The sequence below is a fragment of the Brevibacterium aurantiacum genome, from assembly GCF_900169065.1.
GTDB lineage: Bacteria > Actinomycetota > Actinomycetes > Actinomycetales > Brevibacteriaceae > Brevibacterium > Brevibacterium aurantiacum.
Genome location: NZ_FXZB01000029.1, coordinates 1 through 22795, shown reverse-complemented (window position 1 = coordinate 22795; position 22795 = coordinate 1). Strand labels below are relative to the sequence as shown.

26 protein-coding genes are annotated in these 22795 nt (G+C 63.0%); 15 read left to right on the top strand and 11 right to left on the bottom strand.

Annotated features, from left to right (window positions below; translation table 11 throughout):
* The first annotated feature begins 15 nt into the window (after positions 1–15).
* The 4 genes from BAUR9175_RS16680 to crcB all read left to right on the top strand — a co-directional run bounded on the left by BAUR9175_RS16680 (position 16) and on the right by crcB (position 2143).
* A complete protein-coding gene (locus BAUR9175_RS16680) occupies positions 16–771 on the top strand; it encodes an SDR family oxidoreductase (RefSeq protein ID WP_101584601.1) in 756 nt (251 codons plus the stop codon).
* A gap of 45 nt (positions 772–816) precedes the next feature.
* Positions 817–1146 carry a nuclear transport factor 2 family protein gene (locus BAUR9175_RS16675; RefSeq protein WP_101584599.1) on the top strand — a complete coding sequence of 110 codons (330 nt, stop codon included), beginning with the start codon at positions 817–819 and terminating at the stop codon, positions 1144–1146.
* Between the two features lie 185 nt (positions 1147–1331).
* The gene (locus BAUR9175_RS16670) at positions 1332–1769 is read left to right on the top strand and encodes a fluoride efflux transporter FluC (RefSeq protein WP_101584598.1); all 438 of its coding nucleotides are present in this window, start codon (positions 1332–1334) and stop codon (positions 1767–1769) included.
* Positions 1766–2143: a fluoride efflux transporter CrcB gene (gene crcB, locus BAUR9175_RS16665; protein ID WP_101584596.1), complete on the top strand. Its 378-nt coding sequence runs from the start codon at positions 1766–1768 to the stop codon at positions 2141–2143. Before BAUR9175_RS16670 ends, crcB begins: the two co-directional genes overlap by 4 nt.
* Before the next feature lie 64 nt (positions 2144–2207).
* Here crcB and BAUR9175_RS16660 read toward each other — a convergent pair whose 3' ends face one another.
* Positions 2208–3284: an NADH:flavin oxidoreductase/NADH oxidase gene (locus tag BAUR9175_RS16660; RefSeq protein ID WP_101584595.1), complete on the bottom strand. Its 1077-nt coding sequence runs from the start codon at positions 3282–3284 to the stop codon at positions 2208–2210.
* 174 nt (positions 3285–3458) lie between these two features.
* Here BAUR9175_RS16660 and BAUR9175_RS16655 point away from each other — a divergent pair, with 174 nt between their 5' ends.
* The 6 genes from BAUR9175_RS16655 (at position 3459) to BAUR9175_RS16630 (ending at position 8238) form a co-directional block, all read left to right on the top strand.
* Positions 3459–3794: an ArsR/SmtB family transcription factor gene (locus BAUR9175_RS16655; RefSeq protein ID WP_101584593.1), complete on the top strand. Its 336-nt coding sequence runs from the start codon at positions 3459–3461 to the stop codon at positions 3792–3794.
* A gap of 128 nt (positions 3795–3922) precedes the next feature.
* Positions 3923–4195 (top strand): GlsB/YeaQ/YmgE family stress response membrane protein, encoded by a 273-nt coding sequence (locus BAUR9175_RS16650; RefSeq protein WP_101584592.1) that lies wholly within the window; start codon positions 3923–3925, stop codon positions 4193–4195.
* Between the two features lie 164 nt (positions 4196–4359).
* Entirely contained in the window at positions 4360–5025 is a 666-nt protein-coding gene (locus BAUR9175_RS16645; RefSeq protein ID WP_101584590.1) for a TetR/AcrR family transcriptional regulator, read from the top strand.
* A gap of 48 nt (positions 5026–5073) precedes the next feature.
* Complete coding sequence (locus BAUR9175_RS16640) at positions 5074–6132, top strand: acyl-CoA dehydrogenase family protein (RefSeq protein WP_101584589.1); 1059 nt, start codon at positions 5074–5076, stop codon at positions 6130–6132.
* Positions 6129–7535: a PIG-L family deacetylase gene (locus BAUR9175_RS16635; protein ID WP_101584587.1), complete on the top strand. Its 1407-nt coding sequence runs from the start codon at positions 6129–6131 to the stop codon at positions 7533–7535. Before BAUR9175_RS16640 ends, BAUR9175_RS16635 begins: the two co-directional genes overlap by 4 nt.
* On the top strand, positions 7528–8238 hold the full coding sequence (locus BAUR9175_RS16630; protein ID WP_101584585.1) for a glycosyltransferase family 2 protein: 711 nt from the start codon (positions 7528–7530) through the stop codon (positions 8236–8238). The genes BAUR9175_RS16635 and BAUR9175_RS16630 overlap by 8 nt, the downstream gene beginning before the upstream one ends.
* A gap of 65 nt (positions 8239–8303) precedes the next feature.
* Here the strand turns inward: BAUR9175_RS16630 and BAUR9175_RS16625 are convergent, their stop codons facing one another.
* The 5 genes from BAUR9175_RS16625 to BAUR9175_RS16605 are packed head-to-tail and all read right to left on the bottom strand — an operon-like array spanning position 8304 to position 12352.
* A complete protein-coding gene (locus BAUR9175_RS16625; protein ID WP_009885166.1) occupies positions 8304–8765 on the bottom strand; it encodes a DUF3151 domain-containing protein in 462 nt (153 codons plus the stop codon).
* 53 nt (positions 8766–8818) lie between these two features.
* The gene (locus BAUR9175_RS16620; RefSeq protein WP_096147033.1) at positions 8819–9745 is read right to left on the bottom strand and encodes a hypothetical protein; all 927 of its coding nucleotides are present in this window, start codon (positions 9743–9745) and stop codon (positions 8819–8821) included.
* Positions 9742–10821 (bottom strand): glycosyltransferase family 2 protein, encoded by a 1080-nt coding sequence (locus tag BAUR9175_RS16615; protein WP_009885168.1) that lies wholly within the window; start codon positions 10819–10821, stop codon positions 9742–9744. The genes BAUR9175_RS16620 and BAUR9175_RS16615 overlap by 4 nt, the downstream gene beginning before the upstream one ends.
* 47 nt (positions 10822–10868) lie before the next feature.
* On the bottom strand, positions 10869–11777 hold the full coding sequence (locus BAUR9175_RS16610) for a nucleotidyl transferase AbiEii/AbiGii toxin family protein (protein WP_029417729.1): 909 nt from the start codon (positions 11775–11777) through the stop codon (positions 10869–10871).
* Complete coding sequence (locus BAUR9175_RS16605) at positions 11774–12352, bottom strand: type IV toxin-antitoxin system AbiEi family antitoxin domain-containing protein (RefSeq protein ID WP_009885170.1); 579 nt, start codon at positions 12350–12352, stop codon at positions 11774–11776. Before BAUR9175_RS16605 ends, BAUR9175_RS16610 begins: the two co-directional genes overlap by 4 nt.
* Before the next feature lie 221 nt (positions 12353–12573).
* Here BAUR9175_RS16605 and BAUR9175_RS16600 point away from each other — a divergent pair, with 221 nt between their 5' ends.
* The 4 genes from BAUR9175_RS16600 to BAUR9175_RS16585 are packed head-to-tail and all read left to right on the top strand — an operon-like array spanning position 12574 to position 16760.
* Entirely contained in the window at positions 12574–14166 is a 1593-nt protein-coding gene (locus BAUR9175_RS16600) for a sodium:solute symporter family protein (protein ID WP_009885171.1), read from the top strand.
* Positions 14159–15076, top strand: a complete 918-nt coding sequence (locus BAUR9175_RS16595; RefSeq protein WP_096162554.1) for a dihydrodipicolinate synthase family protein — start codon at positions 14159–14161, stop codon at positions 15074–15076. The genes BAUR9175_RS16600 and BAUR9175_RS16595 overlap by 8 nt, the downstream gene beginning before the upstream one ends.
* Positions 15073–16071, top strand: a complete 999-nt coding sequence (locus BAUR9175_RS16590; RefSeq protein WP_101584584.1) for an ROK family protein — start codon at positions 15073–15075, stop codon at positions 16069–16071. The genes BAUR9175_RS16595 and BAUR9175_RS16590 overlap by 4 nt, the downstream gene beginning before the upstream one ends.
* On the top strand, positions 16071–16760 hold the full coding sequence (locus BAUR9175_RS16585) for an N-acetylmannosamine-6-phosphate 2-epimerase (RefSeq protein ID WP_101584582.1): 690 nt from the start codon (positions 16071–16073) through the stop codon (positions 16758–16760). The genes BAUR9175_RS16590 and BAUR9175_RS16585 overlap by 1 nt, the downstream gene beginning before the upstream one ends.
* Before the next feature lie 73 nt (positions 16761–16833).
* On the opposite strand, the gene nagB is transcribed toward BAUR9175_RS16585, so the two are convergent.
* The 4 genes from nagB to BAUR9175_RS16565 all read right to left on the bottom strand — a co-directional run bounded on the left by nagB (position 16834) and on the right by BAUR9175_RS16565 (position 20485).
* Positions 16834–17616 carry a glucosamine-6-phosphate deaminase gene (gene nagB / locus BAUR9175_RS16580; RefSeq protein ID WP_101584581.1) on the bottom strand — a complete coding sequence of 261 codons (783 nt, stop codon included), beginning with the start codon at positions 17614–17616 and terminating at the stop codon, positions 16834–16836.
* Between the two features lie 13 nt (positions 17617–17629).
* Positions 17630–18313 carry a FadR/GntR family transcriptional regulator gene (locus tag BAUR9175_RS16575; protein ID WP_101584579.1) on the bottom strand — a complete coding sequence of 228 codons (684 nt, stop codon included), beginning with the start codon at positions 18311–18313 and terminating at the stop codon, positions 17630–17632.
* A gap of 106 nt (positions 18314–18419) precedes the next feature.
* Positions 18420–19574: an acyl-CoA dehydrogenase family protein gene (locus BAUR9175_RS16570; RefSeq protein WP_101557499.1), complete on the bottom strand. Its 1155-nt coding sequence runs from the start codon at positions 19572–19574 to the stop codon at positions 18420–18422.
* 38 nt (positions 19575–19612) lie between these two features.
* Positions 19613–20485, bottom strand: coding sequence for a CoA transferase (locus tag BAUR9175_RS16565; protein ID WP_101584578.1), 873 nt, complete (start codon positions 20483–20485; stop codon positions 19613–19615).
* Between the two features lie 199 nt (positions 20486–20684).
* Between BAUR9175_RS16565 and BAUR9175_RS16560 the strand changes: the two genes are divergently transcribed.
* Complete coding sequence (locus BAUR9175_RS16560) at positions 20685–21305, top strand: TetR/AcrR family transcriptional regulator (RefSeq protein ID WP_009885179.1); 621 nt, start codon at positions 20685–20687, stop codon at positions 21303–21305.
* Here BAUR9175_RS16560 and BAUR9175_RS16555 read toward each other — a convergent pair.
* Entirely contained in the window at positions 21293–22603 is a 1311-nt protein-coding gene (locus BAUR9175_RS16555; RefSeq protein WP_101584576.1) for an ISL3 family transposase, read from the bottom strand. The two genes, BAUR9175_RS16560 and BAUR9175_RS16555, sit on opposite strands and share 13 nt — an antisense overlap.
* Positions 22604–22795 lie beyond the last annotated feature (192 nt).

Genomic DNA, 22795 nt, shown 5'->3' with positions numbered 1-22795 from the left:
TACAACGGAGATGCCATGACCGATCAATCACTCCAGGGCAAGCACATCCTCATCGCCGGCGGCGGAAAGAATCTGGGCGGGCTCATCGCCCAGCAGGCCGCCGAGGCGGGTGCCGATATCGCCATTCACTACAATTCCGAATCCTCCCGCAGTGAGGCCGAGGCCACGCTCGCCGCGGTTGAGTCGAGCGGGGCAAAGGGCGTGCTCCTGACCGGAGACCTGACCCGGCCCGCCAACGTCGAGAAGCTGTTCGCTGACGCCACCTCGGCGCTGGGAACGATCGACATCGCAGTGAATACGACGGGCAAGGTGCTGCGCAAGCCGATCGCGGACACCACCGAAGACGAGTACGACTCGATGTTCGACATCAACTCCAAGGCCGCCTACTTCTTCATCAAGGAAGCGGGGAAGCACCTTGCCGACAACGGCAAGATCATCACCATCGTCACAGCACTGCTTGCGGCATTCACGGACGGGTATTCGACCTATGCCGGCGGAAAGAGCCCAGTCGAGCACTTCACCAGGGCGGCGGCGAAGGAGTACTCTGAGCGTGGAATCTCGGTCACGGCGATTGCCCCGGGACCGATGGACACTCCGTTCTTCTACGGTCAGGAAACACCCGAACGGGTGGAGTTCCACAAGTCGCAGGGCATGGGCAATCAGCTCACTCAGATCGAGGACATCGCTCCGATCGTGCGGTTCCTCGCCACCGAGGGCTGGTGGATCACCGGCCAGACGATCTTCGCCAATGGCGGATACACCACTCGCTGACACACCGCACGCACAGCACATACCCCAAGAAGCTAAGGAGCACCCATGTCAGATCTGCAGATTCCCGAGCCCGTCGCCGGCTTCATCGACACCGTCAACGCCCACGACGCACAGGGCTTCCTCGACGCCTTCACCACCGACGGCACCGTCGATGACTGGGGCAGAGAATTCACCGGCCGCGATGCCATCAAGGCCTGGAGCGACAAGGAATTCATCGGCGCGACCGGCACTCTCACGCCCGAAGAGGTCAGTGTCAACGGCGATGAGGTCACCGTCATCGGCGATTGGCGCTCAACACATGCGAATGGGCGGTCCTCGTTCGCCTTCGCCGTCGACGGCGCCAAGCTGAGCCGGATGACGATCCGCGAAGGCTGAGTCACCACCCCCAATCAGGGGCCGTCGGATGTCAGTCATCCGGCGGCCTCTTCGCGTGCCCGTGTGGCAGAATGAAGAAGACGCCTGCGCGTCACGGCGGTGGGGCTCGCCGTACCCAACCTCGGTTCTCCGACAACAGTCCCTACCTCGACCGGCGTCAGCATGCCCAGAAGGTAGGAGTTCCCATGAGCAACGCCCCCAGCAGCAACAGGCCCGCCCATCTGCGCCAGCCCTATCTGGGATTGGCGCTCATCGGCGGCACGTTCGGCACTGCTGCCCGTGAGGCCATCACACTCGCGTTCCCCTCTGCAGACGGCATTCCGTGGGCGATCTTTGCCGTCAACATCCTCGGCGCCTTCCTGCTGGGGCTGCTTCTCGATGCCCTGGCTCGAATGGGTCCTGATGAGGGTCGCAGACGCCGGCTGCGGATCGTGCTCGGAACCGGGTTCATGGGTGGCTTCACCACCTACAGTGCACTGGCGACGGATACGGCGAGCCTCCTCGGCGAGGGTGATGTCGGTGCCGGGATCGCCTACGGTCTGGGCACAGTGCTCGTCGGTGGTCTGGCCACGTGGGCTGGCATCGCCACGGCAGCTGTCGCGCACAGTCGAGGTGCGAAATGACTCCGCTGATCTTCATCGCACTCGCACTGGCCGGTGGCATCGGCACCGCGGCGAGGATGCTGCTCGACGGGATCATCAAGTCTCGCGTGAGCAGCGGCATCCCGTGGGGCACGATCGTCATCAATGTCAGCGGCTCACTGGTGCTGGGTCTGCTCACCGGGCTGGCCAGTGATCAGATCCTTCCTGAGTCGTGGCATCTGGTCATCGGCACTGGGTTCCTCGGCGGCTACACGACCTTCTCGACCGCCAGCTTCGAGACCGTTCGCCTCATCCAGGAGCGCAGGTGGGCCCTCAGCCTGTTCAACTGCCTCGGCACACTGGTGTTGGCAACCGCAGCGGCAGGATTGGGGCTGTGGATCGGCGGGCTGATATGACGCTGGTGCGGGCGGAGTCGATTGCTCCACCCGCACCTATGCTCACAGTCTCAGACCGATCAGCCTACTTATGCGCCCGCAGGTACTGTGTCGGCTTGTAGTCGATCTCGTGACGCAGTGCGGCTGCAGCGCGAATAGGGAAGTTGGGATCGCGCAGCGATTCGCGGCCAAGGAGAATGACGTCGGCCTGCTCGGTCGCCAGAATGTGCTCGGCCTGGAACGGCTCGGTGATGAGTCCGACTGCGGCGGTGGGGATGTCGGCCTGCTTGCGGATTCCGGCAGCGAAGCTCGTCTGGTAGCCGGGGCCAACCGGGATCTTGGCCACGACGTTCGCACCAGTCGAAACGTCGACCAGATCAACCCCGTGGTCCTTCAACCACCCCGACAGCTGAGCCGTATCATCGAGAGTCAGCCCGCCTTCGGTCCAGTCCGTCGCGGATAGGCGTACGAGCACGGGAACGTCTTCGCCCACCTCGGCGCGGGTGGCGTCAACGACCTCGAGGAGGAAACGGGCCCTGTTCTCCGGGGTTCCGCCATAAGAGTCGTTGCGGGTGTTGGACAGCGGGGAGAGGAACTCATGGAGCAGGTAGCCGTGCGCACCGTGAATTTCCACGAAGTCGAAACCGGCTTCCATCGACCTGCGAGCTGAGTCCGCGAAGGCAGTGACAGTCTCAGCGATCTCTGCTTCGGTGAGCTCACGTGGCGTGTTCAGTCCGGGGAACGCCACTGCAGAGGGCGCGAGAGTCTCCCAACCGCCTTCGCTCTCGGACAGGCTGCCTTCGTTGCCGTGTCCCAAGTCGGGGTAGGTCGAGGCCTTACGCCCTGCATGGGCGAGCTGGATTCCGGCCGCCGCTCCCTGAGAGTGCATGAAGTCGACGATCGGCACCAGAGCATCACGCTGCTCGTCGTTCCACATACCCAGGTCCCGCGGAGAGATCCGTCCTTCAGGAGTGACGCCAGCGGCTTCGACGATGATGGCGCCGGCGCCGCCCTTGGCCATCGATCCGTAGTGGACGAAGTGCCATGGTGTGACAACGCCGTCGAGGTGGTCTGCCGAGTACTGGCACATCGGCGGCACCCAAGCACGGTTGCGGAAAGTCACGCCACGCAGGGTGAGTGGTTCGAACAGCAGGTTGGACATAAGACCTCGTGATCATCGGTAGTGGGCTCGAGTCGTGGATGCTGGACTCGAGATGAAGTACGAAGCTCCTCGTACTTCGACGTTTACCGTACTACGAAGAAAGACGTACAATCAAAGGACAGTGAAACAATGTGACAGGAAGATCACCGAGATACTCAGACGAGGAGGCTGCACATGAGAACTCTTGACCATCCCGAACGGGATGAGATGCGACTCGACACCGTGCTCGCCGCGCTCGCCGACCCGATTCGCAGACACATCGCCTGCCGCCTGAACACCGCCGACGACGATCACGCCTGCGCTGCATTCGAGCTGCCGGTATCGAAGTCGACGTCGACCTATCACTTCAGAACCTTGCGCGAGGCTGGTGTGATCCGCCAGGAGTACCAGGGTACGTCGATCATGAACTCGCTGCGCAAGGACGATCTCGACGCCCGCTTCCCCGGACTGCTCGACGCGGTCTTCACCGCCCAGAACATCGAAGGCGGAGCGGCAGTCATCTCAGCCTGAGGCACCGACCGCATTGCCCAGCACTCAATTCCCTTGATATGTTGCTTACACTGTAAACATTGATTACAGTGTAAACATCGAGAGGCCTCAGGCCTCGCGCCTCCCCGCACTATCAAAGGAAACTACCTATGGGCTTCATCGCTTACCTAGCCCTCGGCCTCATCGCAGGGGCTATCGCAAAGCTGATCCTGCCAGGACGACAGGGCGGCGGCTGGATCGCCACCCTCATCCTGGGCGTCATCGGCGCACTCCTGGGCGGCTGGATCGGCAGTGCCGTGTTCGGCGCGGGAGTCAGTTCGTTCTTCGATATCTCCACTTGGCTGTGCGCCATCGGCGGTTCACTGATCGTCCTCATCGCCTGGGGACTCATCACCGGCCGCAGTCGGGCCGCCAAGGCCTGAAGATCGATCCCTTCGATACCCGCACATCCCCAGTGCACTCTGCGCCCCGAACTCACCTGAGTTCGGGGCGCAGAGTCGTCTCCGGTGACCACAGGACCGCTAGGATGAATGCGGGCCGGGCCTCTTCACGGATGTCCGCCGATTCACCGATGTGAGGAGATTCCATGATTCGCCGGCGTCTGAGTCGCACCGATGTCGTTCAGGCTGCAATCACCTTCATAGACGACAACGGTGTCCAAGCCCTCACCATGAGACGGCTGGGCGCCGCACTCGGCGTCGAAGCCATGGCCCTGTACCGGCATGTTCCCGGGCGCGAGGAACTCATCTCTGCGGCCGTCGGTGAACTCATCGACGATCTCTTCAATGACGATCTGATGCAGGAGAAGCCTTCGTCTTGGGAAGGCTATTTTCAATTCGTTGCGAATGCGATGCGCAAGCTCGCGCTGACCCATCCGAAGATGTTTCCCCTGATGATCACCCAACCGCCAGATGCCCCGTGGCTGCGCCCACCCTTGCGCAGCATCCGCTGGGTCGACTATTTCCTCACGTCACTGAAGGAGTATGGGTTCTCCGACGATCGTGCCGTCAACGCCTACAAGGCCTTCACCAGCTTCCTCCTCGGCGATCTTCTGCTCCAAGTATCGGCCCTCGGCGTCAGTCCAGTTCCGATAGCGGAGAACAGCAGCGACGAGCAGGACAACGAGAATCTTGGTGATTATCCGACGGTGCAACGGCTGCAGAGCAAACTCGCTGAGAACCATTCCGCTCGAGAGTTCGACGACGGACTCGACGACCTCATCGAACGCCTCCGCACCGCAATGGACTCCTAGCACCCCTCTCTCTTCCGTCCAGGCACCAATTACCCCGAAGGAAACGACATGAGCAGAGACTCCATTAGTTCCGACTCAGATGTCTTCTCTCCACTGGCCCCCTGGCTCGAGCTCCCGCGAGCGTCCTCCCAGCGTGAGGCCCTGATTCAGCTGGTCACTGACGGCGCTGCCCCACCGACGAAGATCACCTCACTTCAGAACCATTTGGACCTCACCGGTACCTCGTCCCAACTGCAACAGTGGGAGGCTCTGTCGATGGTCGCGTCGATCGATGTGGCCGTCGCCCGCATGCTCGAGCCCCATATCGATGCCCTCGGCATCATCGCCGAGGCGGCCCTCGAGCCACCCGGAGACCAGACCTCATGGGGTGTCTATGCTGCGGAAGTCCCTGGAAAGGTCGTCACTGTTGCCGAAACGGATGGCAGCACCGTCATCACCGGCGAGAAGGCGTGGTGTTCCTTGGCATCAGAGTTGAGTCATGCCATCGTCATCGCCCATCGCAACGGACACGGGCAGGCCGTGGCGGTGGGCATGGATGATCCGCGAGTCCATCCCGACCAAACCGCATGGCCCAGCATTGGACTCCGCGAGATCCCCAGCGGGTCTGTGACTTTCGACCAGGCGCCCGCCGAGGTGGTCGGTCCGCCCGGCTGGTATCTCGACCGTCCCTCGTTCGCCTGGGGCGGGATCAGGGTCGCCGCCTGCTGGTTCGGTGGTGCCCTGGGCCTGGCGCAGAATGCGGCCCGCCGACATTTCGCGCGCCCCACCCCTGCACCGATGGGAGACCTGTGCCTGGGACAGCTCGATGCCGAGATCTTCGCCGCCCGCGCGGTACTCGCTCAGGCGGCCGAGGCCGCAGACGGTGACGAGGAATTCTCACGCGATGGTGCCTGGTCGTTAGCCCTGCGGGTGCGCAACATCGTCTATCGCGGTGCCCAGCAGATTCAGCTTTTGAGCCGAGAGCTCGCGGGGCCTGCTGCGCTCACCGGCGACAGTACCTTCGCGAAGGCCGACGCGGATCTCACCGTCTACCTCAGTCAACACCACGGGCCCCGCGACGAGGCGTCCCTGGGCGAAGCGCTCGTGAAGGATTTCACAGCACGATGAGCTTCAGTCACCTGGATGAGAGCACCAGCGAAGAGGCGTGGGTCCAGGCCGGAGCCCTCGACCTTCCCCTCCTGACCGACGATGTCTGTGCTGAGGGCGGGTCAGTCCTGGTGCTCGCGGCACACCCCGATGACGAAGCATTCGGCGCCGCTTCGCTGCTGTCTCACGCTCGGGCGTGCGACGCCGATGTGAGGGTGCTTCTGTTCACAGCCGGGGAGAAGTCGCACCCTCATTCGACCACGCACACCCGAGACCGCCTCAAACAAGTTCGCCTGCAGGAATTCGATGCTGCGCTGAGCACGCTGGGCCCGTCAGTGACGAGCAGATTCCTCGAATTCGAGGATGGCAACCTGGCCGAGCACAGCGACCAGATACTGCAGGAAATAGTGTCGGAGCTCTCTGCAGCTCAGGGGCCCGTATCCATCGTTGCCCCATACAGCCGTGATGGGCACGCCGATCATGAGGCACTTGGTCAGGCCGCTCTGGCTGTGGGACGGCGAAGCAGGGCAATGGTTCTCGAATATCCCATTTGGTATTGGCACTGGGCTACACCCGAAGACTCACAGTGGCGATCGTGGCGCTTCCTCCCTGACCCTGAGGGTCTGGACAGGCAGGAGGTCTTCGAATGCTACCCCTCGCAGACTTTGCCCCTGTCCGACCAGACCGGCGATGAGGCGATCCTCAGTCGGGCACAGTTGGAGCACTTCAACCGAGGCGGCGACACTTTCAAGGTGACGGATTTCAGCGCCGACAAGTCAGAGACAGCCGCCGAGGCGGGTGTCAATGACGCGCACACAGCCTCACGGGTCTTCGACGGCGTCCACATTGATCGCAGTGATCCCTGGGCCGTGCGTGATTCCGCATACGAGATCTCCAAACGTGCGACTCTGCTCGCTCACCTTCCGCAGACCTCGTTTGCCCATACGCTGGAGATCGGCTGCTCCATCGGGGTCCTCAGCGAAGAACTCGCTGAGGTGAGTGAACGCGTGACCGCTGTCGATGCCAGCAGTCAGGCTCTGACCATCGCCGAGCGGCACCGCCTGGACAACTCCCGAGTCAGTTACATTCGCGCCACGGTTCCATTCGAGTGGCCCGAGGGTCTCTTCGACTGTGTTGTCCTGTCCGAGACGGGCTTCTACCTGTCTCGAACCCAGTTGCATCAGACTCTGCAACGCATCAATGTGTCCACGACTCACAGTTTCGTGTTGGTGCTCTGCCATTGGAAGGGCGAGATCCGCGATTGGCCCTTGAATGCCGATGAGGTCCACGACAGCTGCCTGAGCTTCTGGCCTCATCACAGGGTCGAGTTCCATGCTGATGCGAAGTATCGTCTCGACATCCTCACTGTGACGAAGCCCCCGAACGGTTCTGCAGCAGCTGCCGGGGGCGACACCGATGATTGATGACTTTGCGGTCATCGTCCCGGCGCACAATGAGGAAGATGAGATCGAAGGCTGCCTCGAATCGGTGATGGCCTCGATTGCGTACGCACGGCACACCTCCACAGTCGTGCACATCCGGGTGATCGTCGTGGCCGATGCGTGCACGGACAATACGCTCGACCTGGTCACGGACTTCGCGTCTCGGAATCCGATTGTCGAGGTGGTCACTGTCTCGTTCAACAATGTAGGCAACGCTCGCAATGCCGCCGCCGAGTACTTCATCGGACAAAGGGGCATTCACACCCAGCAGGCGCTTGATGCGATGTGGCTCGCGTTCACCGACGCCGACAGCCGCGTGCCCGAACATTGGATCGCCTCCCAGATCCGTCATGCCGAGCTCGGTGTCGACTGCATCGTGGGCACGGTTGCTCCGCGACCTGAGACCGGGTCGTCCGAGCTCCTTGCCAGATGGCATGCCGCACATGAACTGGGCGAGGACCACCCGTTTGTCTTCGGGGCCAACCTTGGTGTCCGCGGAACCTACTTCGAACTCGTCGACGGAATTCCGCCCCTGCCATGCGGTGAGGACGCGGCCTTGGTGGCTGCGGTTCTCGAGGCCGGCGGCCGGGTGCTGCGCACAGACACCTGCCGGGTCCTCACCTCAGCTAGGCTGGAAGGACGAGCCGCAGGCGGCTTCAGCACCTACCTGCAGGAGCTGGCGTGACCCGGCTCCCAAGACTGCATGGGGCCGACCTCCCGCGATAAAGAGTTGTTCTAATGAGGAGCCGCTTACTCCCCCGCCGCAATCGCGTCGATGGCGGCAGGGTCGGACGAGCGCAGGAACTCTTCGATTCGAGCGGCCTCTTCACCCTCGCCGATGGCGCCAGCGGCACGGCCAAGGGCGTTGAGCGCGCGGAGGAACCCGCGGTTGATCTCATGCTTCCACGGGATCGGGCCTGCCCCACGCCATCCGGCGGCACGGAGGGAATCGAGGCCACGGTGGTAGCCGACGCGGGCATAGGCGTAGGAGTCGACGAGTCGCCCCTCACCGTGTGCTTCATCGGCCAGGATCGCCCAGGCCAGAGATGAGGCAGGCAGGCCAGCTGCGACATCGATGGGCTCTTCGCCGGCGTCGAGGCGCTTCCTCGCTTCAACGTCCGCATGGTCATCTGGCAGGTAGGTCGGCTGCGGGCCGAGTTGCGCGGCGTCGAGGTTGCCGATGTGTGATGGGTTGCCGATGGGCTGTGTCATGTCATCTCCTGGTCGTTGGTCGAGTGCGGTGTTCAAGTGTCGAGTTCAGTGTTTCAGTTGGACTTCACTTCTGAAGGCTGGATGGAGTACGGGTTGGTGCTCAGGGCTCCGAAGATCCCCGCCTCGGCGAGTTCTTTCAGCCGCTTCTCGTCCTTGACTCCGGTGGCCCAGATGTCGAGATCCGTGCCGGTCCACTTCGAGGCATCTGCCGCATCGACAGCCATCATCGTGTACCCCACCTCGGACAACGACTGCTGCGATGTAGCAGTCGGATCACCGGTGAACATCACGGCCACCTCGGCGTCGGATGCGGCCTTGGCGACCTCGGCATTGGAGGTGCGCACGATCGTCGATTCGGCAATGTCCGCCTCGGCGATCTTCTTCAGCACCGGGTCTGCCACCTGGGGCGATTCGATCAGGGGCATGAGCACGGTGGCTCCGGCCATCTCATCGACCATCTGATCCCAGGTGATGGGCTCACCGGGTGCGGTGTTCTTGCGCGGAGGCTTGATGTCCTGGTCAAGGAACGAATCACGATCCAGCGAGGACAGGTCGTCTTCGAGCTCCATCGCCTTGGGCGCGGACTTCGGATCCGCGGCGACGATGGTGCCATCGCCGAGTTCCGACAGAGTCGGTGCGGGCAGGTAGCCGAACTTCGCGTTCTCGGTGAAGGAGAATTTGGAGTTCGCCGGGTAGACGTCGGAACCGCCGTCGAGCGCGGCGACCACGGGCTTTTCGAGCGCGTCCACAGTCAGGTGGTCCTTGCTGCTGAACATATTGAACCCGAGGACGGCGACGACAGCGATGACGACGATGATGCCGGCCCACAGCGGTGCGTTGAACTTCTTCGGGGTCGGCCGCTCGGGCACCGGAGCCCGTCCACTCTCGATCGACTCTTCGGCAGGCTGCTCGCTTCCGGCCTGTGCACGAGTGTTCTGTTCACGTTCGCTGCGGCCGTACCGACGATTCTTCTTGCTCAACGGCTGCCGTCCTTCGTCGATCCGGCACCGGTGATCAGGCCCCGCAGGAAGCCGGCTCCCCAGCACAGGTGCATGGTGGGCAGGATGAGGCCGAACCAGGCGCGTTCGCGTCGTCCGCAGTCCTTGGCCGCCGAGGCGGTCGCGAGTATTGCCGACACGTATCCCAGGCTGGGCACGTGGACTAAAGAGGTGAAGCGGCGCAGGAATTTCGGCCACGTCTTCGTCCGCCCCGTGAGCTGCAGGAGGGCTTCGATGACGCTGGCTCCCATCCCGAGGACCAGCACCGGTGGCGCGAAGTAACGCAGCGAGTTGGCCGATCCGTAGCGGCGGATGAGTTCGGCGCGCCAGATGCCGGTGGCCCAGAACTGCTGACCGATCTTCGACCAGGAGTCACGCGGCCAGTAGGTGACCTCCATGTCCGGGTTGAACCAGATGCGACCGCCTGCGGTGCGGATGCGCAGGTTCAGTTCCCAGTCCTGTCCGCGTTTGATGCCTTCGTCGAACCCGCCGAGGTGGGCGAAGACCTCACGTCGATACACGCCGAGGTAGGCCGACTCGGCCTCCCCTGCTTCGTCACCGGAATGGTAGGCAGGACCGCCGAGTCCGACCGGGGACATGTAGGCCCGGGCCACGGCCTTCTGGAAAGACGTGCGACCGCGAGCGAGCATGAGCCCGCCACAGTTCGCGGCCTTGGTCTGGCGCAGGGTGTCGATGGCCTGCTCCGTGTAGTCGGTGCGCAGCCCGGAGTGTGCGTCGACGCGAATGATCACCGGGTGATGGGTCGCAGCGATGGCGAGGTTGAGGCCGATCGGCGTAGCAGCCTGCGGATTGTCAACGGTCTGGATCCTCGGGTCCTTGGCCGCCATATCCGCAATGATGCGGTTCGTGTCATCGGTCGACGGCCCGAGAGCGAGGACGATTTCCTTGTCTCCCTCATAGTCCTGGGCCAAGATCGTGGTGATCGCTTTGGCGATGTGCTCAGCCTCATTGAGGACCGGCATGATGAAGGAGACACCCGGGCGTTCGACCAGTGGCGGCAGACCCTCCGGGGTCAGGATCTCAAGAATTTTCGACACGCCTTCAATCTTCCCACATGGCCACGGTCTCGGTCTTGAGGGGTTGCTCAGCTGGGCAGGTCCCTCCACCTCTGCGCCACCGGGTCCCATTGGAGGTGTTCCACGCGTGACGCAAGTGCCGGATCGGCGAAGGCGAAACACGAAGTCAGCAATTCACGGAAGCTCTCCGGGGTGGTGCTCTCCAACCGTTGCCGCTTTCTCCAATTTTCCCATTTGAGCTGCACCAGTTCGGGCATTGCTCCCAGCAAGGACTCAAGCGGTTCAATCTCAACATTCCGATGGCTGGCGACGGCATCAATACCTTGCCGCAGGTCCGACCCTCGAATCCTGCGGGTGCGCGCAATCGCGACAATATCCGTGAAATCGCGCCAACGAGTGTTCAGTTCACCACGTTCGATCGCAGTCACGATCTTTTCAGCGAGCACCATGTGGTCTGGGTAACCAGTTAATCGCAGTGTGCCGCCGAGGAGAAGCGGCAGCTCAGTCTCTGTCGGGGCAGGCCAGATCGGGTCACCAAAGTTGATATCAACATGGAGCGCCACCTTGGCAGTTGCCAGTTGTGCAACGACCTTCACACGAACACCTGTGTAATTGGCTTCATCTCGAATCGGCTCGCCGCGCACCGAGTTCGAGTCGAATTCCAGGCCATCCACAATCGTGATCGCGGCAATTTCCCGAATCCGCTGCTCTACTTCAGGCACGTCGTTGGGAAAGCCAGATGCGGCCAGGTCTACGTCGCGTGTGGGTCTGCGAGAGGCAAAGGCCGCCATGAGCACTCCACCTTTGAGTACGAAGTCGGGTGAAAATTCAGAAGCCGCGATGCGCGCGAGGAGGCCTTCCAACGCATACAAAGTGATGTACTCAGCCGGGTCACGCTGATGCCGTTGCGCCAAATTGCGCAGATCGTTGTACGCCCGCCCCGCAGGGCTGTCTCTGGGTGGAACAGGAGGTGTCATAGCAACACGTCCAGTGCGATTCGGAGTTTCGGCAGTGCCTTCGGGAACGATGACGCAGTTTTCAGCAAGGCCGATGGAGTATTGCCACGGCGTCGCAGCCAGCGGCGAAGTGCCTCATGGGCAACATCGTTTCCCTCGATGTGCATGAGACGGAAGCAGTCGATTATGGTGCGCTCTGACGAATAGACCGAAACTGAAAGATCATTGTCGATCGTGATCTGCTCACGCCCAATACTGAAGGTCGATGAATCGAAACTGTGCCATTTCACGTTGGCAATCCCCGAAGGAGGACGGGTGCCGCGAGGCAGAGCAATGGTTGATTCGAACGGTATCGCATCGCTCAGATCGTGGTGAACGAGGGCACTGGTCAGACATAAAGTGGCGGATTCTTGCGCGACCGTCGCTGCTGCGAGGGACGTAAACGCGGGATCAATGACACCAGGGCGCATGTAGACCCCTCGCCCTACTCTCTCGATTTCGCCCTGCTCGAGCAGCGTGTACACATGGTGCTTCTGCACGCCGGCCAGGAGCGCGTCCTTGAGCGTGAAGGTGATAGGGAGTGCTGTATTCGGCATCGTTATTTCCTAACTGCTTACACATATAGCATATCTGTGCACAGTTAGTTTCACAATGAAAAATCAACACGCATGACGCCGCTCCTCCACCCGAGTCTCCCCCAAGGCTTGTGTCCGCGAACACATTCCCGTACATTCGTGACGCAGGACATCATACGTCTTATGTTTCACTCGGGATCTGCATCGACGCGATCCCGTTCGGACTCACGTGAGGAGGGAGCATGGACGCTCCGGGACTCGGCGGCCTGAATTGGGCCGTGATCATCATCTACCTGCTGGCAACGCTGGGAATCGCGGTCTGGTTCACCCGCAAGGCGAGCGCCGGCACCGACTCCTTCTTCAAAGCCAACGGTCGTATCCCCGCGTGGGCGGCAGGCTTCAGCATCTATGCGACGACGCTGTCCGCCATCACCTATATGTCCACGCCCGAGCAGGCCTTCCTCACAGACTGGTCCTACGCGGCCGGCAATATCGCAATCTTCGCGATCGTCCCACTGCTCGTCCTGTTCTACATCCCCTTCTTCCGCAAGCTCGACGTCACCACTGCCTATGAGTACCTCGAGGAACGCTTCGGACCCACCATCCGTGTTCTCGGATCACTCCTGTTCGTGCTCTTCCACATCGGACGCGTGGCCATCGTCGTCTATCTGCCCACATTGGCCATCAGCTCGGTGACCAATATCAGCCCCGTGCTCGTCGCCGCCGCGGTCGGCGTTCTCTCCGTCGTCTACACCTTCCTCGGCGGCATCGAAGGCGTCATCTGGTCCGACGTGGTTCAGGGCATCATCCTCCTCGTCGGCGCAGCCGTGATCCTCGTCTTCGGCATCGCCGCTCTCGATGGGGGTCTGGCCACAGTCGCCGCCGATGCAGCAGCAGACGATAAGTTCATCTCCGCCGACAATTGGAAGTTCGGTGGAGCGGCAGCGGCCATCCCGATCGTCTTCCTCGGCTCCGTGTTCAACAACCTTCACCAGTACACCGCCAGCCAGGACGTGGTGCAGCGCTATCAGACGACCGATTCTCCGAAGAGCACGATCCGGTCCCTCATCGTCAACGGGTTCCTCGCCCTGTTGACCATTCCTCTGTTCTACGGAATCGGCACCGTCCTCTACAGCTACTACCAGCACGCCGAGGCTCTGCCTGAAGGTTTCAACACTTCGGCCCTGGTGCCCTACTTCGCCGTCACCGCGCTGCCGGCCGGCATCTCAGGTCTGCTCATCGCCGCGATCTTCGCGGCCGCACAGTCGACGATCTCGTCGAGCCTGAATTCGATCTCCGCCTGCGTCACCGTCGATATCAGGGACCGTTTCTTCCCGCCCAAGAACGGCCTGGCACGCACCGGCGTCGGCTTCTCCCGACTGGTCATCGTCATCGTCGGAGCGCTCTCGGTCGGAGTCGCCCTCTACCTTTCCGCCACCGATCAGGCCCAGACCTGGGATCTCTTCCTGTCCATCACCGGACTCTTCGGGGTTCCCCTCGCCGGTGTCTTCGCGCTCGGCATCTTCACCAAACGGGCCAATAGCGCCGGAGTGCTCAGCGGGCTCGTGCTCGGTGCCGCGGTCGCCTGGTACGTCCAGGATGTCGCGGGCCTGACACCCTTCGCAGTCTCGGCAGTGGCCTTCGTCGGCGCCGTCGTCTTCGGCTACATCATCTCCCTGTTCACCGGCTCGAAGGCCCGTCGCGCCGACCACGACGTGACCGCACTGACGATCTACGGCAAACGTGACCAGTACACACGTCGCATCCCAACCTCCCCGACGACAACCTCGGCGGGGGACAGCAACAACATCAAGCAAGGACAGACCAATGAGTGAATTCCACGGCATCATCCCCCCACTGCTGACTCCGCGCACCGACAGTGGCGAGCTGGACCGCGAGGGCATTTCGGCCCTCGTCGAACATCTCGTTAACGGCGGAGTGCACGGCATCTTCGTTCTCGGCTCCTCAGGTGAGGTCCCCTATCTCACCGCGAGCGAACGCGATCAGGTGCTGACCATCGCGCTCGAAGCCGCCGCTGGTCGGGTCCCGATTCTGGTCGGCATCAGCGAACAGACGACCGGCCGCGTCCTCGACGAGGCCAAGCGCCTGCTCGCGATCGGCGGAGACGCTGCCGTGGTCACCACCCCGTTCTATGCACTGTCCGATTCTGCCGAGATCGAACAGCACTTCCGCACGGTCGCGAAACACCTCGACGTTCCCGTCTTCGCCTACGACGTCCCCGTGCGAACCCACTCCAAACTGCCCCATGACGTCACCGTGCGCCTGGCCCGCGAGGGTGTGCTGGCCGGGGTCAAGGATTCCTCGGCCGACGACGTGTCCTTCCGTCGCCTCCTCATCGAGACGAAGGATCTGCCCGACTTCGCGGTCTTCACCGGCCACGAGGTGGTCGCCGACGGTGCGCTCCTCGGCGGTGCCGCCGGGATCGTCCCAGGCCTGGGCAACGTCGACCCAACCGGATACGTGCGCCTCTTCGACGCCGCCCGAGCCGGTGACTGGACGACGGTCGCGGCCGAGCAGGACCGCCTGGCAAGGTTGTTCCAGATCACCGCCGCACCCACCCCTGGCCGCGTCTCCCCCGGTGCCGCCGGCCTCGGAGCGTTCAAGACGGCCCTGCAGCTCATGGGCGTGATCACCTCCAACCGCATGGCCGAACCGATGCTCGCACTCGATGCAGAGGAGACCGACCGCGTCAGGGAGGTCATCTCCGCCGAGGGGCTCCTGTGACCTCACCCCCAGTCGTCGCCGTCGATGTCGGAGGCACGAAGATCCGTGCCGGTTCCGTCATCGACGGCGTCGTGGACCACCTCCGGGAGGTGCCGACGCCGGCAGCCGCAGGTGCTCGCGCCATTCTCGGCACCATCGCCGAGGTGGCTCGCAGGGTCATCCGCGACACCGAAGTGTCGACTCCAGATGCTTCCACCCCCACCTGGCGCATCGGCATCGGATCCGCCGGGGTCATCGATCCGGACACGGGAACCGTCGTCTCGGCCACAGACTCCCTGGCCGGTTGGGCGGGGACAGCGTTGACCGCCGAGATCACGGCGCGTCTCGGGGCCGAAACGCGAGCTGTCAACGATGTCCATGCCCATGCTCTCGGGGAGGCTCTGGCCGGTGCCGCTTGCGGAACCCAGAGCTCACTGCTCGTGGCCGCGGGTACGGGCATCGGGGGCGGATTCATCGCGGAGAACCGCCTGCTCACGGGCCGTCATGCAGCGGCGGGGCACATCGGTCACCTGCCGGTCGCCGCCGCGCAGGGACTGCCCTGCCCTTGTGGCGGCATGGGACATCTGGAAGCGATCGCCTCCGGGCCCGCTGTGCTTTCGGCCTACCACCGAGCAGTTGGGGACCAAGGTCCAGGTGGGCCGCGGGTGTCGACGACACGTGAGCTGGCCGAACTCGCCGACTCCGGCGAGGCACCGGCACAACGTGCGTTCGAGCAGGCAGGCCGAGCATTGGGCTCGGCCTTGGGTGGTGTGGCCAATGTGCTGTCTCCCGAGGTCGTCGTCATCGGCGGCGGCCTGTCGGGAGCCGGTGAGCTGTGGTGGGTCCCGCTGCGGGAAGCGTTCGAAACCGAACTCATCCCCGCTGTTCGCGGGCTGTCTCTCCGCCCGGCACAATTGGGACAGGACGCTGCTCTCATCGGCGCGGCGAGCCTGTGGTCGAGCGGCCGGGTATCGACCGACGAGACCACTATGACCAGCAGCGGGGAGTTGCAGTGATGTTGACCAAGCAGGAGATCATCGACTCCCTTCGCGGAGGACTCATCGTCTCGGCCCAGGCCTACCCGGGTGAACCCATGCGGGATCCTCGGACGATGGCTCAGGTCGCGGCCTCGGCTGTGCGCGGTGGTGCGGCCGCCGTGCGTATCCAAGGCATCAGTGACATCCAGGCCACTCGGTCTGCGGTGGAGACTCCGATCATCGGCCTGTGGAAGGACGGTTCCTCCGGCGTCGTCATTACGCCGACCTTCCAGCACGCACACGCCGTCGCTTCAGCCGGCGCTCATGTGGTGGCACTCGATGGCACCCGTCGGCCACGCCCGGACGGCTTGAGCCTGGCTCAGACCGTCGCGCGTCTGCATAAGGAGACGAACGCCCTGGTCATGGCCGATTGCGGCAGCCTCGAGGATGCGCGAGCCGCGGCCGCCGCCGGTGCCGACTTCATCGGCACCACCCTGGCCGGATACTCCGGCGAGCGCCTGCCGACGACCGGTCCTGACCTTGAGCTTGTGCGTGAGATCCGGGAGGCGGCTCTGGGACCGATGCTTGTCGCCGAGGGACGCATCCACTCACCGGCCGACGCGGCAGCAACCATGGCCGCCGGTGCCGAAGCCGTCGTCGTGGGCACAGCGATCACCCACCCGTCGACGATCACATCCTGGTTCGTCGACGCGTGCCAGCCTGACTGAATGACTCCGGGTCTGACTAACTAGCTGCCAGCCTGACTGACTTCCAGTCTGCAGGGCACAACGAACCCTGCGCTCAGAGCCGCTGTCCCTCGAGCTTGTTCGCGTAGATGTGACGGTAGTAGTCACCCAGCTGCAGCCTCGAGGCGGCCTCCTCGTCGACGAGGATCGTGACGTGAGGATGCATCTGCAGTACGGTCGCCGGCCACATCGAGGAGACCGGACCTTCGACCATCTGGTGCACGGCCTCGGCCTTGTGACCGCCGGTGGCGATGAGCATGAGGTGACGGGCCTCGAGAATCGTTCCCAGCCCCTGGGTCAGACAGTGCTGCGGGACTGCGTCGACATCGTCGTCGAAGAAGCGAGCATTGTCGATGCGCGTCTGACGGGCCAAGGTCTTCACCCGCGTCCGTGAGGACAGGGATGATCCGGGCTCATTAAAGGCGAGGTGACCGTCGGTGCCGATACCGAGGATCTGCAGATCGACTCCCCCAGCCTCGGCGATGGCATGGTCATATTCCGCCGAGGCGGCCCTGAGGTCCTCAGCCGTCCCATCCGGGCCCTGCACCGCACCTTTCGCGAAGTCCACGCGGGAGGCGAATTCGGTGTCGATCACGTTGTGATAGGACTGCGGATGCGAGGCCGGCAGTCCCACATATTCGTCGAGCATGAAGGCGCGAACCTTCGCGAACGAGAGTCCGTCCTGTTCGTGACGCTTCGTCAGCTCATCGTAGACGCTGAGCGGGCTCGACCCGGTGGCCAGACCCAGCACGGGTGAGGGGTCCTCGCGAACGAGCCGCTCGATGGCGTCGGCGACCAGCGTCGACAGCTCGGGTTCAGGGGCGATGATGACTTCCATCAGTTCTCTTCTCTCAGTCGACGTCGCGGTCGAGGGCTCGGGCAATCGGATCATAGTGGACTGTGATCGCGGCGTGGAAGGCTTCGACATCTCCGGCCTGAGCCGCCTCGAGCATCTCTCCGTGTGCTTTTGCGGTCTGTTCCAGGTCGGCGGCCACGGCGACGTTGAGCCGGGGCAGCACTGCCGTGTGCACGTCCCAGAAGGCGGCGACGAGCTGGCCGACGAGCGAATTGTCCAGGGCCGACAGCAGCCCCGTGTGGAAGGCACGATCCTGCTGGGGAAACGATCGCCCTTCCTTGGCCATGGCGACCATGTCGTCGACAAGCGCTGAGAGTTCGGGGTTCGTTGTGCCCTGCAGACTCTTCACGATCGCCTCGGACATTCCGAAGTCGAGGGCCTGGCGGACTTCGACGACGTCGCGCAGTGCTCGCAGGTCATCGCCGGGGCTGAGGACACCGCGGAAGACCAGGGCTTCGACGAGCGCGTCGAGTGACATCTCGCCGACGTAGGTTCCGTGCCCGTGTCGGACGTCGACGATGTCGAGCGTCGACAGTTTGCGGATGGCTTCCCTGACGTTCGATCGGGAGACGCCGAGGCGGTCGCAGAGTTCCCCTTCGGTGGGCAGGAGATCGCCGGGCCTGAGTCCATCGGAGAGGATGAGGTCCTTGATCCGATCAGATGTCGTCGTTTTCGCCATCTTCGCCCTCCACAGATCGATCCGTACCTGACCTCCAGTATACGTCTGACATCAGATGTACTTCCAATGTAGAGACTGCGCCACCGGACCTGCTCAGAGAGACTGCTCAGAGCCCGCGGGAGATGAGCTCCTTCATGATCTCGTTTGTGCCGCCGTAGATTTTCTGCACACGGGCATCGGCGTACATACGCGCGATCGGGTATTCCATCATGTAGCCGTAGCCGCCGAAGACCTGCAGGCAGCGGTCAATGACGTTGGTCTGCGCGTCCGTGGCCCAGTACTTGCCTGCCGAAGCCTGTTCGGTGGTGAGTTTCCCGTCGATGTGCAGCTGAGTGAGGTGGTCGACGAAGGTTCTGGTGGAGAATGCTTCGGTGGCGCACTCGGCGAGGACGAACTTCGTGTTCTGGAACTTCATGATCGGCTGCCCGAAGGCCTCACGCTCCTTCGCATAGGCCACCGCTTCGCGCACGGCGGCCTCGGCAGTCGTCGCTCCCGCCACGGCAATCGCCATGCGCTCCTGCGGCAGCTGCTGCATGAGCTGGATGAATCCGCGACCTTCGACCCCACCAAGGACGTTGTCGACGGGGACGCGCATGTCTTCGAAGAACAGTTCGCGGGTGTCTTGGCCGCGCTGGCCGACCTTGTCGAGTACGCGACCACGGGAGAAACCGGGAAGGTCGGCCACCTCGGCGACGATGAGGGAGACGCCCTTGGCGCCGGGTTCCTCGCTTGTGCGGGCGACGATGACGAGGATGTCGCAGTGTGTCCCGTTGGAGATGAAAGTCTTCGAGCCGTTGATGACGTACTCGTCGCCATCGCGCACGGCCTTCGTCTTCACGCTCTGCAGGTCGGATCCGGTGCCGGGTTCGGTCATGGCGATTGCGGCGACCAGTTCGCCGGTGGCCATGCCGGGCAGCCACCGCTTCTTCTGCTCTTCGGTGCCGAAGGTGTTGATGTAGTGGGCGATGATCGTGGAGTGGACGCTGTTGCCCCAGGCCGCATCGCCGGCGAACCCCTGTTCCTGCATGATGATCGCCTCATGGGCGAAGGTGCCGCCGCCTCCGCCGTATTCTTCGGGAATGGAGATGCACAGCAGTCCGGCATCGCCGGCCCGGTTCCACAGTTCACGGTCGACCTGGTGGTTGTCGATGAAGGTGTCCTGGTGGGGCACGATCTCCTTGTTCATGAAGTTGCGCACGAGTTCGCGCAGGTCATCTGTTTCCTGTGTCTCCCAGGTACCGCGGTATCCGTCGAGAATCATGGGTGCTCTCCTTTGAAGTCTGTTTGTCCTCGGGTAATTCAGGCGCCGGGTGTCACGGGCAGGGCTGTGCCGGCCGAAGCCGCGGTGACCGGCTCGAAGGGAAGATCGTAAGCTCGGGCCAGCTCCATCCAGTCGCTCGTGGGTTTTGTGGCGAAGGCCGCTTCGAGGCTCGCGTGATCGCTGCCGACGTGCTGAGCCAATGCCTTAGCGAAGACGGGCTCGACGCAGCCGACGGCAATGGTCCCGTCAGCGGTGTCATAGGTCCGGTAGAACGGTGATCCCCCACCCAGTGGGCCCCCTGGTGAACTGAGACCATGCCGGGCTGGTCCTGCCGCCCGGGCTGCGGCTTCATCGAGGACGACGCGGCTGACGATGCTGGTCTTCTTCCCGCCGGTCTGCGAGTCGCGTTTGTGCAGTCCGGCCAGCGCTGCCGTCGCTGCACACTCGCCGCCGACGATGTCAGCGACGGGAACCGTCGGGGTCATGCCCGGAACAAGGGTTCCGTGGGCGGCCTGATAGGTGAGGTCGTGTCCGGGGATGTCTTCCCGCTCCCCCGCGAATCCGACGATCTCGACGTAGACGAGCCCGTAGCTCTCGACGATGGAGGGCAGTCCAAGCGACTGTGCCGCTCGCGGCCGCATGGCGGTGATGAGCACATCGGCTTCGGCGGCGAGTTCGTGGAGCCGGGCGATCCCTTCGTCATCTTTGAGGTTGAGCGTGAGGATTTCGTGACCGGCGGTCAGCTCCCGGTAGTACCCGGGGACGATGTGGGCGACCGGGTCGCCCGTCGGGGGTTCGACCTTGATCACCCGCGCCCCGAGGCTGGACAGCCGTGCGGCCGCGTAGGGGCCCGGCAGATTGATCGCGAGATTGATGACCGTGACCCCGGCCAGAAGATCGTGCTCGCTCATTGATGGTCCTCCCGTTGAACCCTGCTGGTGATCCTGCGAAGTTTTCCTCAACTCAAGAAGTACTTCCCTCGTATTGAAAGACTGTATAAGCTATTGAAAGATTGTTCAATGGCCTGGATGCGAGAATTGTCCAGGACACAGCGTCCGCGACAGACCGTGCAGACAGATGATGACCACCGATCACACCGTGAGGAGCGCCATGGCGGAGAACGAGGGCACCGGCCTCCCAGCTGCCGGCCACGACGACCTGACAAGTCGTGCCCGGATTCGCAATGCCGCCCTGCACCAGTTCGCGGTCAAGGGCTTCGCGGGCACCCCGCTGCGCGCCATCGCCACCGAAGCCGGCGTCGCCATTGGGCTCATCGGTCACTATTTCGGGTCGAAGGAGGGCACCAGGGAAGCGGTCGAGACCTGGATCGTGGGACTCTTCGCCTCCGCCCTTGATCGTGCCGATTCCACCTCGGCGGACACGGTCGCTGATGTCACCGTCCGCGACGAGACCGTGGCACAGATGCTCGCGGACAATCCCCTCGTCGTCGACTACCTGCGGCGTCAGGTCCTGGAGATGCCTGCTGACGGCATGCTCATCTCACGTCTGGCCTCTCTGACGATGGAAAGCGTCGAGGCCACGCGCAACGCTGGGCAGGCATCGGCCAACCGTGACCGTGTCGAACAGGTTGTCACCGCCATGGTCCGCCAACTCGGCAGGCTCTTCCTGCAGCCTCTCGTCGATCAGATCGTCGATTCCTTCCCTGAAGACGAACAGCCAGCCACCCATCCGGAACTGCGTGTGGAGATCAAAACGGCTCATCGTAATTGAGAGTGTAGAACCGGTCTGAAGCCACCGGACTCGAGCAGACATCTCGCGATGTAATGCGTGAGGTTGCGGAACCCCAGCGCTGACCCCCGTAGATGTTCGAGCCTGCCATTGATCGCTTCAGTAGGCCCGTTCGACGTTCCCGGTCGGGTGAAGAACGCGAGGACATCAGCAGCTCGACGCTTCAGAGTCCTTCCCAACCGCTTGAGCTCGACCAGTCCTGTCGGCAGATTCGTCGTCAGATCGTCGATGACCGATTGTAAGAGCTTCTTGCCCTCGTTGCCGTCGTTGGTTCGGTAGGCGCTCACAATGTCTTGATAGACGGCCCAGGTGACTTCGACGGCGGTGAAGTTGGCGTCGGCGAAGAGGCCTACGATCCTCTCCTGCTGCTTGGCCGTGAGCAGATCAGCACCGGTGTGGAGAGTCCTCCTCGCTCGATACAACGGGTCCGTCGCTCGTCCGCGATGCCCGGTGGTCTCCTGCTGAACTCGGCGACGTACCTCGTCGAGGGCATCACCGGCGAGTTTGACGACGTGGAAGGGGTCCATGACTTCGACAGCGTCGGGCAGTTCCTCAACTGAGGCTGTTTTGAAGCCGGAGAATCCGTCCATCGCGACGACGTCGATGCCATCACGCCAGTCCTTCGGACGGGCTTTCAACCATTGCTTGAACACCTGCTTCGAACGTCCGGGCACCATGTCGAGCAGACGTGCCGAGCCTGTTCCCTCGCTGATCGGGGTGAGGTCGATGATGACGGTGACGTACTTGTCACCACGCCGGGTATGCCGCCATACATGCTCGTCGACACCAATGACGCTGACCCCGTCGAACCGGGTCGGGTCGTCGATCAGCAGTCGATGTCCCTGCGCGAGGATCGCGGAGTTCGCGGTGTGCCAAGACACGGCGAGCTTGGAGGCGATCACGGACACGGTGTCGTGATCGATGACGAGGGCACGCAACGCCCAGTCGAGGCCGGTTCGAGAGATCTTCGCTCGTGGTGGCGCCGCGGCTGTGGCGTCTTGACGCCAGACGCGGCCACACTCGACGCATTTGTAACGGCGGAGGCGAAGATGAAGCGTGGTCGGCCGGTGACCGAAGGGTTCGTGGGCCAGACGGCGGACGACGGTATCGCGAACGATCCCGTGGCCACCGCACCGACGGCACCAGTCATCAGCAGTGTTGGGCCGGCATTCCAGAATCGCCTTGTGCCCGGTGATGTTTTGGCCGGTGCAGGTCAGATCGAGGGTGTCGAGTCGGCAGAATGTCGTGAGGCCAGGGGTCGAGAAAGTAGGCTTGGCCACGTCGAGGTCTTTCGGATGGATTGTGTGAGAACTTCCATCATCGGAAGACCTCGACGTCTATCCGCGCAGCGACTCGCCGTGTCCTGGAATCACCGATCTACACTCTCAATTACGACACTCCTATAGTGTTTCGTCAAGCGGCGGCCACCTCTTTTCTGGGATGAAGAGTCTCGACGATGAGGGGGTAGAGCT